This window comes from Spiroplasma endosymbiont of Aleiodes alternator (genome assembly GCF_964031135.1).
In the GTDB taxonomy this organism is placed as follows: Bacteria; Bacillota_I; Bacilli_A; order Mycoplasmatales; family VBWQ01; genus Spiroplasma_E.
In genome coordinates this window covers 124,184-140,509 of record NZ_OZ035008.1, presented here as the reverse complement: position 1 = coordinate 140,509, position 16,326 = coordinate 124,184, and the positions used below count along the sequence as shown (strand labels likewise).

Below are 16,326 nucleotides of genomic sequence, written 5' to 3'. Positions count from 1 at the left end.
TATTATAAGACAGTTCTAACTTAAAGATTATATTAATTATATCATAATTTTTCGTTTTTTAAAGAATATGAAAAGAGATTTTTATGTGCAAGAAGAAAAAATAAAAATAAGAACAATTTTTAATGATGCTACAAAATTAAAAGAATCATTAGAAAATTATTTTATTCATTGTAAAGAGTTTGATGAAATACCTACTAAATTAGGAATGTTAATTTATTTAGATATAACTGAAAATACTTTAAAAAAATGAAAAGAAAAAAAGAGAAATACTTTTTTACAACAAATTAATTGAGCGCATTCTCAAATTGAACACTTAAATTTACAAAGATATTTAAAGTCACATGCTGGTAATTCTTCATGATATTTAGAAAGAGCATATGTTAATAAATATCATTTATCAACAAAAATTGATATAAAAAACAGTGATAATACCACCCCTATAGCAATTAGTTTAGAAAATAAAGGTAAGAATAAATGTTAAGTAATTTTGGTTATTTATTAGATATTGCTAAAAGAATGTATTTAAAACAACCTTTAAATATGAACATCTAGAATAAAGTAGACACAGAATTGTAACCTTTGTGTTAAAAATACTTTAAGGAAGGTGTTCATTTTTTTATGGCTAAATGACTATCAAAAGAAGAAAAGTTAAAAATAATAAAAATAAGTAAAATTAAAACAATTGATAAAACCGCATTAGAGTATGGTATTGGTCGATCATCAATAAAAGAATGAATTAAAGCATATAAATTATTAGGTGAAAAAGGTTTAGAATATGGCAATGGAATTCGTGCTAAAAAAACCAAAAGAACAGGTCGACCCAAATCTTTAAATTTTAATGAAATGACAAAACAAGAATTAATTGAATATATTGAGGCAATGAACGATATAAAAAAGTATTTAGAAAAATCGACAAAAAAGAAGAAATATTTTGTGATTTTCTCATTGAAGAAAAAATATCAGATTAGTTATTTATGTTGATTATTAAATGTTTCAAAATCAGGATATTATAAGTGAATTAAGAATGGAATGAATGAATTTAATAAATGAGATACATTTTTAGCTAATATAATTAAAAATATTTTTTATGAATTTCAAGAAATTTATGGTTATAAAATGATAACTTTATGAATTAACAAAATTTATAATTTAAAATTAAAATTTCATATTGTATATAGATATATGAAAAATATGAGTTTAAAAGCTAAGTTTCGCATAAAAAAATTTGATTATAGAACTAAATCAGGAAGTTTAAGATATGATAATTTATTAAAACGTGATTTTTCAACTACTAATTTAAATGAAAAATTAGGTACTGATATAACTTATTTATTAACTAATGGTAAAACATATTATTTATCAATTGTTAAAGATTTTCATAATAATGAAATATTAGATTATAAAATAAGTGCAAGTTTAGACATGACATTTGTTGTCCAAAACATTATCCAAGCTTGAGTTAATGCTCAAAAACCTACTTCATGAATTTTACAATCAGATCAAGGATTTCACTATACAAATCCTTCTTATAAAATTTTATGTGATGAATTAAAAATAAAAATTTCAATGTCTAGAAGAGGTAATTCCTGTGATAATGGTGCTACTGAAACTTGATTTGGAACAATGAAAACAGAATTTCTATATCAAAATTCCAAGAAAAAATAGAACTATTGAATGAATACAAGACAACTTACCTAAATATATTTACTTTTATAATAATTATCGACCTCAAATAAAATTAAAAGGAATGAGTCCAATCGAATATCGATTAGCTCATTCCAAACCAACAAATAATTACTTCATACCTATAAATTTAACACTTACAAACGCTATTTTATAAAATTTAATAAAAGGTTACTTTTATTGTCCACTTTTCTTGACAAGTTCAGAACTCATTTCAATATTATATAAAAAATTTAATGATAATATATTTTTTAAAATTGGTTCATTAATACCATTTTCTAATGTTAATGCATTATTCGCTGGTATCAATGTCTCAACATTATTGCTACTTACGATACTTGAAGATGAGTTATTAAAGATTAATAAATTATTTAGCATATTTTTGCTCCTTTTTAAAAATTAAAAACTATTATTTAATAATAGTTAAATTTAAATAAAATTATATTTATTATTTAAACTATACGTGTATTTTAATATTCTTAATTTACTTAATCAATCAAAAACTTTCTTCCATAATGAGTAAAATAATTATTCATTATACCAATAAAAAAAAGAGTAAGACCTTTTATTTACTCTCTAAATTAATACTGCTTATGTTTTATTTTCTAAATGGCGGTCTTGACGGGGATCGAACCCGCGATCTCCTCCGTGACAGGGAGGCGTATTAACCACTTTACCACAAGACCGTGGTTGCGGAGACTGGATTTGAACCAATGATCTTCGGATTATGAGCCCGACGGGATACCACTTCCCCACTCCGCGATGTATAAAATTTAATAATAATGGAGGAGGCTGAGGGATTCGAACCCTCGAGCACTTGCGCACTGACAGTTTTCAAGACTGTTCCCTTCAACCGGACTTGGGTAAGCCTCCGAGTATTTAAGTATGGTGGACCCTATCGGATTCGAACCAATGCTCGCCCGGTTATGAGCCGGGAGCTTTAACCAACTAAGCTAAGGGTCCTAGACTATGGTAGCGGGGATGGGACTCAAACCCATGGCCTCTCGGGTATGAACCGAACGCTCTAATCAACTGAGCTACCTCGCCAGTTTTAGTTTAAATGTTTAACCGATATATAATGGTGGACCCTATCGGGATCGAACCGACCACCTCCTGCGTGCAAGGCAGGCGCTCTACCAAATGAGCTAAGGGCCCTTATTTAATAATGGTCGGGAAGACAGGATTTGAACCTGCGACCTCTCGGTCCCAAACCGAGCGCTCTACCAAGCTGAGCCACATCCCGATGGTGCGCCTGGCAGGACTTGAACCCACAACCTTTTGATCCGTAGTCAAACGATCTATCCAATTGATCTACAGGCGCATTTAATTACTAAAATTTATAGTAACTCATTAAATCATTAAACCTAATCAATTATAACTTATTAAAAGTAATATTTACAAGTATATTTGCAAATATTATTAATATTTTGGAGGAGCCGATCGGATTCGAACCGACGATCAAAGTTTTGCAGACTTATGCCTTAAACCACTTGGCCACGGCTCCAAATATAATTAAAAAAATTTAAAGACTTTTCAATATTACCAAGACTAGTTACTATTTGCAACTTGTTTTACAATATTATTCATAAAATATTTAGGGAGCGTACCGATGTTGTCAATAATATTCAAATTTGTCTTAAAATTATAAAGTTAGACGAGAATAATTTTGACTTCAATATGCAATTGTAAGCTAATCTTAACACTTGAAAAATATTAGTCAACAATAATACTTACTTTTATAACTCAAAAATTCTTATTAAAGTTTACTTTAATAAGTTTTATTTTATTTTTAGTTATTTTTTAAATTTAAGTTTTAATTTATAATAACTGGATGGCTGTATTTATTTGATAACATTTAAAATTAACCATTTTTGTATACATATCAATGTTATAAGTTCTATCACCAATCATATGCTTTAAAATTTGTTTAATATTAGTTTCAGTAAAGCAACCAATATTTTCAACTAATGCTTGGTTTAATACACCATCTTTTGCATTAATAAAATAACCAACTTTTAATTTTTTATATTGTAAAGTCAATGATTGTAAAAAATCAATTAATTCATAATATTGACCTTTTTCAAATAAAGTTATTGCATTTTGATAGTGTAATTTAGCAATTTGATTTTTTCTTCTTCCAGCCATTATACCAAGAAATAAAACATGAAAAGCATGGAATTTATCTAAAATAAATTTGGCATTTAAAATGATAGCAGTTTTTCTAATTCATTTTGCACTGTCTCCACAAACTATTAAATTTGCTTGGTCAAAGTTTTCAAAAAATAAATTACCATATTTTTCTATTAATTTTGCGGTTTTTTCAGCACCAATTTCTGTCTTGGAAACTCTTATTTTACATACAGCTCTTTTATTAATTAATTTTCCATTTTTCTTTTTACCAGTACACATTACTATTAATCTCATCGAACATTTTTTACAATTTTTAGTATTGTGTTTTTCATTAAACTTAAATTTTCGATGACCATCATCAATATTTACATATAAATTTTGATTTGGTTGTAATGGTATTTTGGGAATATTTGCTTTTGGTAATTCAAATTTTTGATATGTTCTACAAACTGTACTATTACTTATTAAATCTTCAATAAAAGTATCACAAACATCACGATACTTTTTACCATCAGCAAAATATTTTAAAATTTGTTTAATAACGTTAGGTGCAAGTTTACTATATTTTTTAACACCAAGATAGTTATCTAATAATGATACGTACTCCATTTTTTGTGTTTTTGTGTTATAATGTGTACAAATACGTCGTTTATAAGTTAATAAACCTTTTTTTGTTTTTAATTTTCGTTGTCTAAATCTATATGATTTATATTCAGATTTATTACATATACTTCATAAATAATCATCTATTTTTGAAAATAGTTCTTCTGTTTGTTTTAAACTTAATTCATCTTGATTAAAATCATGTTTGTCTCAATCAAAATGATTAGGGAATGGTAATTTTAACATTTTTAATGTTCCTTTCTAAATTTTTGTTTGTTAATAATTTAAGTTTAATTTTTTTAAAAAATAAGGAGTAAATATGGCTTTTATTAGTAGTTATCCACAATTAAATAAAAAATATGACCTTAATTTTAGTGATAATAATTATGGTTTTAGTTGAGATATTTTTAAACAATTTGTTGGTGATGAATGAGCAGAATTTTTCACTACCAATTGTTTTTATCGTTTTGTACCAACTGCACGTGGCACAAGAAAAACTTGAAATTGTTTAGCATTTGATTTATTTATATGTTGTAATTTTAGTGATAGTAGTGTTCAAGAAGTAAGGCGCTATGAAAATACTCATAGTGAAACGACAATTGGTGCTTTAATGAATGTTTGTCAAGTTTTATTAGATACATATAATATTAATTTATTACCTAATAATCCACACGGTATTAAATGAAAAATAACTAAGGATGGTGGTTGTATTATTTTTCCTAATAATCAACAAATTGACTTTATTGGTTATGCTAATGGTAATAAGATTTTTGGAAAAGAAGCAGGTGGTTCAAGTTTTTTAGTTTCAAGAACAGATGAAATTATTATGGCAGAAGAAAAAGAAACTTTAACAGAAAAGCAATTAACATATCGATATGAAAGATTACAAAACTCTATGTTTAGAAGTAATCGTATTAAAGTATCAAATGAACCTATTAAAGAGTGAAGTTGAACATTTATTGATAAAAATATGTATAGTAGTAAATTTGGGAAAAAGATTACTCGCTATTTTTATAAAAGTTTCTTTATTACTTTTACATGTAATCCTTATGATAAATATCATCCATTTTACTTAAAATACTGTACGCCATTTTTACCATTAAATGATAAAGTGATGAAAAATCTTAAAAAAGTTGGCAAAATTTATTATGAAAATAAAGACATGTTTAGTGGTTTAGGATTATTTGTTTTAAGATTCACTATTCAACCATTTTGAGATAAATTACCAGGAATTCAACAAAAAACTTTATTAGAAATGGAAAAAAGTAATCCTGATGAATATAATACTGTTTATTATGGTTTTGAATTTTTAGATAGTGATGCAACAATTTTCCCATTTCAAAAAACAGTAAAATATTGACAATCATATGATTTAAAACAATTTTATAATCAAGAAAAAGAAATGTATAAATTTGATTTTTATAGTGTTGGTATTGATTGAGCTACGGGACCAAAAGACCATACTGTATTTATGGTAGTTGGTTTTAAAGAATATAATAATACTGGTTATTATGATTCTTATATTATTTGTGAATTAGTAGTTACACCAAATGACTTTATAAATGAAAATGAAAAAATTAATGCTTACGTTAATGAAATTTTAGGATTAATAGATAATTTTGAGAATTTTGAACAAGCAATTTATTTTTATGATGATAAAGCAAGAACTGCTATTGATTGATTAAATCAAAAATTAATAGATGAACATAATATTATTTTAATAACACAAACTGCTATTAAACATGCTTCAAATTTAAATCAAGAAGCAGGATTAACTAACAGAGTGGTTTGAATGAGAAATATTATGAGTTATGGAAACTTTTATGCTAATAAAGATGATTTACCAAAAACTACTCAATGTTTAGAAGAATTACGTTATGATGAAACAAAAACTAATATTCCTGACAAAAATATGTATCAAGACCCTTATGATGCTTTGTTTTATGCACTATATCCATATAAAAATGTAATTAGGGGTAAAAATAATGCTACTGTGAAAAAAAGTATCTTCACATTTGCTATATAATAAACAATTTAAATATGATTAATAGTATAGGTATCACAAAATAAATGCCTTTAATTTAGACGTTTATTTTGCATTTAAACCATACTTGTAAAAAAAATCAAAAATAGTACAATTTAGTTGTTAAAGTTTAAAAAAGGAGTAATTAACTATGAAAAAAACTAAGAACTATACAAATTTACAACTACTAAATGAAATTATTGATAATAAAAATAATATTTTTGAAATACATGAATTCGGACATGAAAAAGTTATAGAATGAATAAATAAACATCAAGATGAATTTCGAAAAACAATAGAAAAAAGTAAAAAAGTAAGTTTATTATCTAATAATATTCCATTATCAAATTTAAATCCCAATGCCAAAGCTTTTTATCCAAGGAGTTTTAATATTCATTTAGAAAATTTAAAATTATTAGCAGATGTTGCTGAAAAACAAAATTATTTACGACAAGCAACCATTGAAAATGGTAGTTTAATAATATAAAAATAGGAGAATTTCAAATGAAAACATGAATAAAAACAAATTTAAATAAAATAACATTGGCATTAGCAAATTGGGGGACTTTCCAGCAATCTGTGTAACTTAGTGATTTTACAACTAAAATTTATTTAAAAAACACAGTTTTTAGGAAAGTCCCCTAACTTGGTGCTATAACTGGAACTGTTGGTTTAATAGTGGGTTCAATAGCACATAATAAAACTAATGATTTAACTTATTTTTTAGACCATGATTATAATGCTCACTGGGGGGGCTTCTATTTGAGAAAGTCAAAGAAGCGACCATTATAAAATAGATTTATATTTTGCAATTAAACCAGCTAATAATAATGATAAAAAATGAGATGGTAATTATCCTAATGGATATTTTGATAATTAAATTTCTAAATTAATGTATGAAATATTTTCGTTATATTTATCAAATAAATTAATACTATTTAAATTTATTTCTTGTTTATCAGTTATTAAAACTAAATCATAATTTCCAGCACCAAATATACCACTAATTTCAATTCGATTTAAGTTATTAATCGGATTTTCTATTTGTAAATCAAATTCACTAATATTATCAATTTGTGAAATTTCTTTATAAAATTGTAATTTAGAAAATAATTGTGATTTATTTGAACCATATAAATTTAAAGCATTTTCAATTTTATTACTATTAATAATTATTTTTGTAAAGTATTTGCCATATTCACCATTACCTAATGTTCAGTCAGCAGGAATTAATGAGGGTATATTATTACTTTCTAATTCATTTGTAATAGATAATCAGTTAAATTGATTATCATCAAGTTTAAATAATTCATTTTGACTAATGTCATTATTTTTTAGTTTAATGTTATTCATATCTGTAAAATCAAAATATGCTGATTTTAAAATTACTTTTGCATCCTTAAACTCTCAAACTTCATCAGAATTTCTATGAATTGGATTAGATTTTAATTCAAAATAATATGGTAATAAAATTTTATCATCATCATTTAAACCTTTGTTGATTGACATATTAGAATAAATATTGTTCGATAACATAATAATTATTTTTTTAAGTATTTGTACTTGTGGTAAATTTACATAATTTGGATAATCTAATTTTCATTGTTTAAACAAATTGCTAATTACTTCTTCAGGTTTTTGACCTTCAAATTTTGCTCTCAATTTATCTAATTCATTTGGTTTTTTTGTTGGGTCTAAACTTGCACCGTCAAAATTCCTATTATAACTATATGTATAAGTTAGCATATCTAATAATACTTTTTGTAAACTATCAATTGGTGGTTTATCATTTACTTCAATTTTAACATCATGAAATTTATTAGTTGTAGAAATAAATAAATTATAGTTACCTATTAAAAATCATGACTCTAATTTTTTATCTTTTAATTCTAATTCATCAGATAATGGTCATACTTTTAAATTTTTAGAAACATCATAACCTAATTTAGCATTAGTAACTCGAGCATTATTAAAAATTTCTTTTCTTGTTTCACTTCCACCACCAATAGCAATTAAGTCTAAAACTGATTTTTTCTTGTCCTATAAATTGTTTTGCTAATTTTCAAGGTAATATTTGTTCACTAAATCATTGTTGTAATATTCTAACTTTTGGTTGAGTTTCAATAGGCATTGATAACAGCGGAAATGCTATCTTATCTTTAACAAATAACTTTGGGTATACTTCCATATTGTCAACTTCACCAAGTAACTTTATATTGCCAAAAATCATACTTCTAGGGGATTTAATTTTTAAACCAATTACTTTGGTATCTTTATCTAATGGTTTTTGTAATTTAATAATAATTGGATAACCATCTCTTGTTTTAAAATCTTTAATTTTAATAATAGTAATACTTTTAGTACTTCTAGTTTTTGGATTTTGATAAGGTTGAGAATAGTTATTAATGATATATAAATTATCAATATTATTTTCAGTTAATGGTTCATTAATAGATACTGCATATAATTTAAATTGATTTAATAAATTTATTTCTTGAAATATTAAATTTTTAATATCAGTCATACTATATTCAATAGTATTATCATTAATATTAGTACTTGCTCTTTGATTTAATTGCATAGTAAAGTCTGATGTTTCAACAGCAGTAGTTTTTAATACTTTATCAATATCAATAAAACCTATTTTAATAGTATTTGCTGAAAATCTTAAACTATTATTTTCATTATTTTTAAATAAACGTTCAATTTCATAAATATATAATGTTCTTTGTTTAAATTCATCATACGCTCTTTCAAGTTCAGCGTCACCTTTGCTACTCATAAGACTTGTAAAATCATACGGAATATTATCAATTAAATAATCATTTTCTACTTCTGCTTGATTAAGTTTAGTTTGTTTCTGTGGAAACTTCGTTTGTGGTTTGTTGTTGTTTTCCATTGTTTTCTCCTATTAATTGGTTATTTTCGGGATTAAATAATTTTAATTTAACTGTTAAGTTATTAATTTCTTGTTCATCATTAATATTAAATGTTTTACTATTTAATAAATCTTTATCTAAACGTACTAATATTTGAATAAATTTAAGAATATCAAAATTAAATTGTCATAATTTTTGTTCAATATAATTAATAGTTGAAATATTTACTGCTGTACTTTCAGGTACTGATTGTTGTGCAGATTTTTTTTGACTTGGTATATGAATACCACAACGTTTAAATATTTCATTAACATTTCAATCGTATATATCAGTTAAATTTTTACCTTTAAAATTACTACTTGTCATATTAATATTTTCACTTTTTTCATTATTATCACCAGTAGTTTTTCAAATATAATTGTTAGTAACTAATGTTCTTACGGCTTCATCCATTGTAGATTTAGCATTGCCGTAAGTTTGGTCAAAAATAAATTTTGGTGAGTTTAAAATAGTATCTAAAACAATTTGTTCATAAATAACATCTAATGCTTTAATTTTATCCATTACTTTATTACAATCTGCTAACTCATTTGCTTTATTTCGCATAATTGCTATTGGTATATAGTTAATATTTAGTGTTTGTTCTTGTGCTAAATTAGGGTTATGAACATCTAGAATAAAGTAGACACAGAATTGTAACCTTTGTGTTAAAAATACTTTAAGGAAGGTGTTCATTTTTTTATGGCTAAATGACTATCAAAAGAAGAAAAGTTAAAAATAATAAAAATAAGTAAAATTAAAACAATTGATAAAACCGCATTAGAGTATGGTATTGGTCGATCATCAATAAAAGAATGAATTAAAGCATATAAATTATTAGGTGAAAAAGGTTTAGAATATGGCAATGGAATTCGTGCTAAAAAAACCAAAAGAACAGGTCGACCCAAATCTTTAAATTTTAATGAAATGACAAAACAAGAATTAATTGAATATATTGAGGCAATGAACGATATAAAAAAGTATTTAGAAAAATCGACAAAAAAGAAGAAATATTTTGTGATTTTCTCATTGAAGAAAAAATATCAGATTAGTTATTTATGTTGATTATTAAATGTTTCAAAATCAGGATATTATAAGTGAATTAAGAATGGAATGAATGAATTTAATAAATGAGATACATTTTTAGCTAATATAATTAAAAATATTTTTTATGAATTTCAAGAAATTTATGGTTATAAAATGATAACTTTATGAATTAACAAAATTTATAATTTAAAATTAAAATTTCATATTGTATATAGATATATGAAAAATATGAGTTTAAAAGCTAAGGTTCGCATAAAAAAATTTGATTATAGAACTAAATCAGGAAGTTTAAGATATGATAATTTATTAAAACGTGATTTTTCAACTACTAATTTAAATGAAAAATTAGGTACTGATATAACTTATTTATTAACTAATGGTAAAACATATTATTTATCAATTGTTAAAGATTTTCATAATAATGAAATATTAGATTATAAAATAAGTGCAAGTTTAGACATGACATTTGTTGTCCAAAACATTATCCAAGCTTGAGTTAATGCTCAAAAACCTACTTCATGAATTTTACAATCAGATCAAGGATTTCACTATACAAATCCTTCTTATAAAATTTTATGTGATGAATTAAAAATAAAAATTTCAATGTCTAGAAGAGGTAATTCCTGTGATAATGGTGCTACTGAAACTTGATTTGGAACAATGAAAACAGAATTTCTATATCAAATTCCAAGAAAAAATAGAACTATTGAATGAATACAAGACAACTTACCTAAATATATTTACTTTTATAATAATTATCGACCTCAAATAAAATTAAAAGGAATGAGTCCAATCGAATATCGATTAGCTCATTCCAAACCAACAAATAATTACTTCATACCTATAAATTTAACACTTACAAACGCTATTTTATAAAATTTAATAAAAGGTTACTTTTATTGTCCACTTTTCTTGACAAGTTCAGTTTTTTAACTGGTTCTATATTTTCAAGATATCTTGATAAACTTAAAACAAAATTAGATTTTAATGTTAATGAAATAGTTGGTGGTTTAGATTTAGGTTTTGCTACAAGTTCACAAGCTCATCCTACTGTTGCTGTTTTATGTTTTATTGGTGAAAATGAAAAAACTAGAAGAATACATCAAGAAAGTGAATTTTATCATAGTAATGCTATTATGAAATTTAAAGATACTTATGAATTAGCTAATAATATTATTGATTATTATTTAGATGAAAGTATTAAATTTCAAGCAATGAAATTTGGATTTACTTGTTATGTTGATTATGGTAGTGGTGGATTAGCAGTTATTGATATTTTAAAAAAAGAAGTAGAAAAAAGAAGAATTAATTGATTACATTTTACTCCAGTAGATAAAACTACAATGTATTTAAGAGATAGAATTGATTGAGATACTATTTGTATGATTAAAGGTATATTAAGTATTAATTGAAAAAGATGTCCTAATACACATGAAGAATTATCAAAAATGCAATGATTAGCAAAATCTAAATTAGAAAATTCAAATAATGAACCACAAATGCTTGATTTATATGATAATTGTTGAGACGCAAGAATGTATGCTTCAATGCATAAAATGAAATGATTAATTAATAATATTAATAATGAATTATTAATTAATAAAAATAAATTTGGAGAGTGATAAAAATGAATAATCCATTAGAATATCTTTCTTGTAATAGAAGAGAATGATATAGTGATATTCCTATGAGAATTACTCAAAAATCAACTAAATTATGATTAGGTAAAGGTTTATTATTTGATAGTGAAAAAGATGATATTTTAAAATATTTTACTAATAAAATTATTAGTGATAAATGATTTGAAAAATTATATAAATTTGGAATACAAGAAAGTTTACTTGGAAAAGTATATATAATGCCTATTATTTATAAAGATAATAGTACGAGTTTAAAAGTATTACCTAATTCATTTGCTGGTAGAGTTGCTAAATATAATGAAGAAGAACAATGTGCAGAATTCTTTTTTATAAATGAACAAGCAGATAGTGCAACATTAACTTGAGTAATTGCTGAAAATGGAAAAATAAGATTTGAAACTTATAAAAATGATAATAAAAATGAAAAAGAAATTATTTTAGGAACAGCACATATAAAATTAAAACCAAATTTAACTCCAAAATATAGTTATGAAATTAAAAATCCTTGAAATTATTTACCAATATTAGAAATAACAAATTTACCAATGGTTAATTTTTATGGTAATTCAACAACTTTAAATGCATATCCAGATACTTATCCATTTTGAAATTTAATTGAATATTATCATAAATCTTATACTCAAAGAAATGTTGATAGAGAATTAAATGTTACTACTTTATTTGGTGCATTTGATAATGAAACTGTTAAAAATATGATTGAACATGGAAAAATTATTGATAATCCTAAAAAAAATATTGTAGTTAATGTTGGTACTGCTGGCTATAATAAATCTGGTGCTGGTGGTATGGAAGTTATACAAGGTGATTTTAAAGCAAGTAATTATATTTTAGATAAAGATGATTTAGCAAAAGATATATGAAATGGTGCTGGATATGATTATAGTGAATTTAGTGGTGTAAATTATGAAAATAAAACTAAATCATTATTTAATAATAAAAATGATATGGAAACAACAGAAACTAAAATAAGTCATTATTCATATTATTTTTATAGATTTTTTGATATGTTATTAATTCATGAAAAATTATGAGATGGTATTGGTGATAGACCTTATTCATTTAAATTTTTACCTATTGCTATGACTGACCAATTATTAAAACAAGAAATGATTAGTCAAAGATTAGCTGATAAAACAATTTCATATAAAAATGCAATTAGTGAATTAGATGAAGTAACAAAACAACAAGCTAAAAAACATTATAAAGAAATAATTGATGAAGATAAACAAACAATAAAATTATTAGGAGAAAAAGAAAATGATACATCAACAAATTCAATTAATGAAACATCTACATCTTCAATTAAAAAGACAACAATTGCTAATTAAAAGATGTAGTTATTGAAAAATATTTCCATTTATTATAAATAATGGTGCTATACCTTTAACTGAAACTGGTTATAAGCCAATTAATAGTAAAATAAGTGATTTTGGTCAATATGAATTAATATTAACTGGTACTACTCCAGTTGTATGTATTTGAAAAAATAGTACAAAAATATATCAAAAAAATAAAGGTAAAATTGACCCAGAAACTCATAAATATAGTGGTCAAGATGAATTTTATACAAAACAATATAAAATTGGTGATTATTGAAATGCTTATTTAATTGATGATACAAGTGGTGTTGATTTTAGTAATTTACCAAATAATCAAATATTTAAAACAGTACAAACTAAAAGACAATATACTTTAGTAATGTTTGAAGAACATATTACAATTGATGGGACTTTCCTAAAAACTGTGTTTTTTAAATAAATTTTAGTTGTAAAATCACTAAGTTACACAGATTGCTGGAAAGTCCCCAATTGATGATTATTTACAATTTTTTGTTGTATTTAATGATGAAAATGAAAATATTGGTGGTAATAGTGGTAAAAATCAAGATAGACAATTATTATATATTTCAAATGTAACAAATTATTATAGTCCTTATAATGGTGCATTTAGTATGCAAGTATTAACTTTTAGTAGTTTAAATGATAGAGTAGTTTCTAGTGGTCAAAATACACTTGATTTTGTACAGTATGCAAGCCCGGGTAGTGGTTATGCTTTCCCTACTATTCAAAAAGGAAAAGTAACATTAAATCGTACTTTAATGAAAGATATAGGAGTAAGATATAGTCATAGACAAAGTTATGGATTAGAATTATTAACAAGTTGTTATTATTATGGAAGACCTATTATTCAAGGTCAAGAACCTATTCAACAAGGTAATGAAGAAATATTTGAAAGTAAAGTATTTGCTTCAAGAAGATTATTTATTGCTGGTAATAATGAAAAATCTACAACTAATATTAAAAATAATGGTGGTTTACTTGCTGGTATAAATGATAAAATAACAACAAGTAGTCATCCAGAAACTACATTTTATAATATTATGGACGCAAAACCAACTGGATTTACACATTATGATACATGACAAAAATTTTTAGAAGCAAGAAGATTTGATATGTTAGCACAAAAAGATTTTCAAGGTATATTAACATGTAATAAACAATTAGCAATAAATAGTAATGGTGATGCTATTGGTAAGGCAAAATTCTTTTGAGATAGTGAATGAAATGTAAATAATTTACAAGGTGAATATAATGTTGATATGTCAAGTAATTTTAAATTTAAAGATGCAGATACTGGATTGGTTATTGGTTCACCAATTGTTGATTATAAAAAAATATCACAAAAATATATGTCAGCAATATTAAATTTTAATAGTGTAGTATTTAGTTCATTAATTCAAATGCCTTATGATAGTGTACAATGATTACCATTTGCTTTAAGTTCAATACCATTAGTAGGTAAATTATTAAATGCTTTAACATTAGGTATACCAGTAGGTTTTATTATTACTCAAAATTCTCAACAATATAAAAATATGCCATTTTTTAATGGTTTTATGAGTGCATTTTTTGCTTCAAATTTATCAAGTATTATTGGTAATAATGATACAAATTGATTTATACCATTAAATGTATTTAGTAATTCAAGTGAATTTGCATTAGGTAAAATGTTAGGTTCACATGTTAGTACAACTGCTATGACAATGAAATTAAGTGATAGAATAAGTGTTTATCCATGAGATGCTACTACTGGTAAAAAATTAACTACAAAAGAACAAATAAGTACAGTTGATTTATCACAAAAGAAAAATAATAAAGTTTATATATTAGCAGAAGATACTGAGTTTTTAGATATAGCTTCACCATTTACAAATGAAGATACTGAATGTCAATGAAATCCAACAAGTAATGGAGTTATTGATGGTTCAAATTATGCTTATATTATTGATACAATTGTTACACAAAGTTTACATCAAGGAGAAGAAAGACATACATTTTATAGTGATAATCCTTTTACTTATCAAGGTGATTATAATGAAATATCAGTTGCTCAATTTCGTTATAATAATATGGGTTATTTAACTGGTAATGCTTTTAATTGAACAACTTTATATAAATTAAATCATGATGAATATTCTGAAAGTGAAGAAACAACATTTTCATATCCTGCAAAAATATTACCACCAAGTCCACAAAATATAGCAAAAACATTATTATTTATTCCGAATAATCCTACATATAGTGCTGATTTACCAATAAAAAATTTATTTGTTGTAAATGAAAATAATCAATTAATTTATAATGAAGACGAATGAATTAATAATGTTGGTTTAAAAATTAAACCATTAGAAATTAATTTAGATATAAAATCTAAGTTAGACCCTACATTATTAATTAATAGCTTTGAAGATTTACAAAGATATTATAAATCAATAGATTTATATATTTCATGAGATTATAAAACTAACGAATATAAAGGTGGAAAAGCAAATTTTTTAAATACAAAAGAAGATTTTATTTTAAAAAATCATACACAAATGTATCCTTTTAATTTAAAAGATTTAAGATATTATAAAGATAATAAATATTTAGAAATTAAAAGTAATAATGTAATACACCCATATCAAGCCGGTAATTATATGGAGTATTATGCATTGGCTACAATTAATAAAAAAGTTAATAATATTAATCAATTATATAATTTATTTGATAATACCGCTATTACATCTGTAACAGCAAGCAATTAACCAAATCCAACTATTCATAAATATAGTATTAGTGATATTACTACAACATATTTAGGGTTTCAAAATTTAGATAATAGTAGATTAAATTTTAAAATACAAATATTTCCAATTTATTTATATGCTACTTTTCATGAATATTTTAATGAACAATTATCACCAGAATACAAAGAACAA

The 16,326-nt window shown here is 24.2% G+C and carries 15 protein-coding genes and 9 tRNA genes; 11 read left to right on the top strand and 13 right to left on the bottom strand.

Annotation, left to right across the window (positions count from 1 at the left end; all coding sequences use genetic code 4):
* Positions 1 to 67 precede the first annotated feature (67 nt).
* From ACQH20_RS00870 to ACQH20_RS00860, 3 genes are all read left to right on the top strand, one after another.
* Positions 68 to 481: a terminase small subunit gene (locus ACQH20_RS00870; RefSeq protein WP_425377168.1), complete on the top strand. Its 414-nt coding sequence runs from the start codon at positions 68 to 70 to the stop codon at positions 479 to 481.
* A 137-nt stretch (positions 482 to 618) separates the two neighbouring features.
* Positions 619 to 1,665, top strand: a complete 1,047-nt coding sequence (locus ACQH20_RS00865) for an IS3 family transposase (protein ID WP_425377167.1) — start codon at positions 619 to 621, stop codon at positions 1,663 to 1,665.
* Positions 1,616 to 1,840 carry an IS3 family transposase gene (locus ACQH20_RS00860; RefSeq protein ID WP_425377166.1) on the top strand — a complete coding sequence of 75 codons (225 nt, stop codon included), beginning with the start codon at positions 1,616 to 1,618 and terminating at the stop codon, positions 1,838 to 1,840. Before ACQH20_RS00865 ends, ACQH20_RS00860 begins: the two co-directional genes overlap by 50 nt.
* A 453-nt stretch (positions 1,841 to 2,293) precedes the next feature.
* Here the strand turns inward: ACQH20_RS00860 and ACQH20_RS00855 are convergent.
* From ACQH20_RS00855 to ACQH20_RS00810, 10 genes are all read right to left on the bottom strand, one after another.
* Positions 2,294 to 2,369: transfer RNA gene (locus tag ACQH20_RS00855), tRNA-Asp, on the bottom strand.
* Position 2,370: 1 nt separating this feature from the next.
* Positions 2,371 to 2,445, bottom strand: a tRNA-Met gene (locus ACQH20_RS00850).
* Between the two features lie 21 nt (positions 2,446 to 2,466).
* Positions 2,467 to 2,556: transfer RNA gene (locus ACQH20_RS00845), tRNA-Ser, on the bottom strand.
* 13 nt (positions 2,557 to 2,569) lie between these two features.
* Positions 2,570 to 2,646: transfer RNA gene (locus ACQH20_RS00840), tRNA-Ile, on the bottom strand.
* Positions 2,647 to 2,653: 7 nt separating this feature from the next.
* Positions 2,654 to 2,730: transfer RNA gene (locus ACQH20_RS00835), tRNA-Met, on the bottom strand.
* A 32-nt stretch (positions 2,731 to 2,762) separates the two neighbouring features.
* Positions 2,763 to 2,838, bottom strand: a tRNA-Ala gene (locus ACQH20_RS00830).
* An 11-nt stretch (positions 2,839 to 2,849) separates the two neighbouring features.
* Positions 2,850 to 2,926, bottom strand: a tRNA-Pro gene (locus ACQH20_RS00825).
* A 1-nt stretch (position 2,927) separates the two neighbouring features.
* Positions 2,928 to 3,004: transfer RNA gene (locus ACQH20_RS00820), tRNA-Arg, on the bottom strand.
* Between the two features lie 107 nt (positions 3,005 to 3,111).
* Positions 3,112 to 3,187: transfer RNA gene (locus ACQH20_RS00815), tRNA-Cys, on the bottom strand.
* 314 nt (positions 3,188 to 3,501) lie between these two features.
* On the bottom strand, positions 3,502 to 4,662 hold the full coding sequence (locus tag ACQH20_RS00810; RefSeq protein ID WP_425377165.1) for an Mbov_0401 family ICE element transposase-like protein: 1,161 nt from the start codon (positions 4,660 to 4,662) through the stop codon (positions 3,502 to 3,504).
* A gap of 73 nt (positions 4,663 to 4,735) precedes the next feature.
* Here ACQH20_RS00810 and ACQH20_RS00805 point away from each other — a divergent pair, with 73 nt between their 5' ends.
* The 3 genes from ACQH20_RS00805 (at position 4,736) to ACQH20_RS00795 (ending at position 7,319) form a co-directional block, all read left to right on the top strand.
* Entirely contained in the window at positions 4,736 to 6,442 is a 1,707-nt protein-coding gene (locus ACQH20_RS00805) for a hypothetical protein (protein WP_425377164.1), read from the top strand.
* A gap of 148 nt (positions 6,443 to 6,590) precedes the next feature.
* Positions 6,591 to 6,926 carry a PABP-interacting PAM2 motif-containing protein gene (locus ACQH20_RS00800; RefSeq protein ID WP_425377163.1) on the top strand — a complete coding sequence of 112 codons (336 nt, stop codon included), beginning with the start codon at positions 6,591 to 6,593 and terminating at the stop codon, positions 6,924 to 6,926.
* Between the two features lie 252 nt (positions 6,927 to 7,178).
* Positions 7,179 to 7,319, top strand: a complete 141-nt coding sequence (locus ACQH20_RS00795) for a hypothetical protein (protein WP_425377162.1) — start codon at positions 7,179 to 7,181, stop codon at positions 7,317 to 7,319.
* Here the strand turns inward: ACQH20_RS00795 and ACQH20_RS00790 are convergent.
* The 3 genes from ACQH20_RS00790 to ACQH20_RS00780 form a co-directional block, all read right to left on the bottom strand.
* Entirely contained in the window at positions 7,316 to 8,185 is an 870-nt protein-coding gene (locus ACQH20_RS00790) for a hypothetical protein (protein WP_425377161.1), read from the bottom strand. The genes ACQH20_RS00795 and ACQH20_RS00790 overlap by 4 nt on opposite strands.
* Positions 8,186 to 8,408: 223 nt before the next feature.
* Positions 8,409 to 9,338 (bottom strand): hypothetical protein, encoded by a 930-nt coding sequence (locus ACQH20_RS00785; RefSeq protein ID WP_425377160.1) that lies wholly within the window; start codon positions 9,336 to 9,338, stop codon positions 8,409 to 8,411.
* The gene (locus ACQH20_RS00780) at positions 9,289 to 10,053 is read right to left on the bottom strand and encodes a hypothetical protein (RefSeq protein WP_425377159.1); all 765 of its coding nucleotides are present in this window, start codon (positions 10,051 to 10,053) and stop codon (positions 9,289 to 9,291) included. Before ACQH20_RS00780 ends, ACQH20_RS00785 begins: the two co-directional genes overlap by 50 nt.
* A gap of 6 nt (positions 10,054 to 10,059) precedes the next feature.
* On the opposite strand from ACQH20_RS00780, the gene ACQH20_RS00775 reads away from it, so the two are divergent.
* The 5 genes from ACQH20_RS00775 to ACQH20_RS00755 all read left to right on the top strand — a co-directional run bounded on the left by ACQH20_RS00775 (position 10,060) and on the right by ACQH20_RS00755 (position 16,152).
* Positions 10,060 to 11,280 (top strand): IS3 family transposase, encoded by a 1,221-nt coding sequence (locus ACQH20_RS00775; protein ID WP_281748226.1) that lies wholly within the window; start codon positions 10,060 to 10,062, stop codon positions 11,278 to 11,280.
* 23 nt (positions 11,281 to 11,303) lie between these two features.
* Positions 11,304 to 12,029: a hypothetical protein gene (locus ACQH20_RS00770; RefSeq protein ID WP_425377158.1), complete on the top strand. Its 726-nt coding sequence runs from the start codon at positions 11,304 to 11,306 to the stop codon at positions 12,027 to 12,029.
* A gap of 2 nt (positions 12,030 to 12,031) precedes the next feature.
* Positions 12,032 to 13,393, top strand: coding sequence for a hypothetical protein (locus ACQH20_RS00765; protein WP_425377157.1), 1,362 nt, complete (start codon positions 12,032 to 12,034; stop codon positions 13,391 to 13,393).
* On the top strand, positions 13,323 to 13,823 hold the full coding sequence (locus ACQH20_RS00760) for a hypothetical protein (protein ID WP_425377156.1): 501 nt from the start codon (positions 13,323 to 13,325) through the stop codon (positions 13,821 to 13,823). The genes ACQH20_RS00765 and ACQH20_RS00760 overlap by 71 nt, the downstream gene beginning before the upstream one ends.
* Positions 13,824 to 14,016: 193 nt before the next feature.
* Positions 14,017 to 16,152, top strand: coding sequence for a hypothetical protein (locus ACQH20_RS00755; RefSeq protein ID WP_425377155.1), 2,136 nt, complete (start codon positions 14,017 to 14,019; stop codon positions 16,150 to 16,152).
* Positions 16,153 to 16,326: the final 174 nt, after the last annotated feature.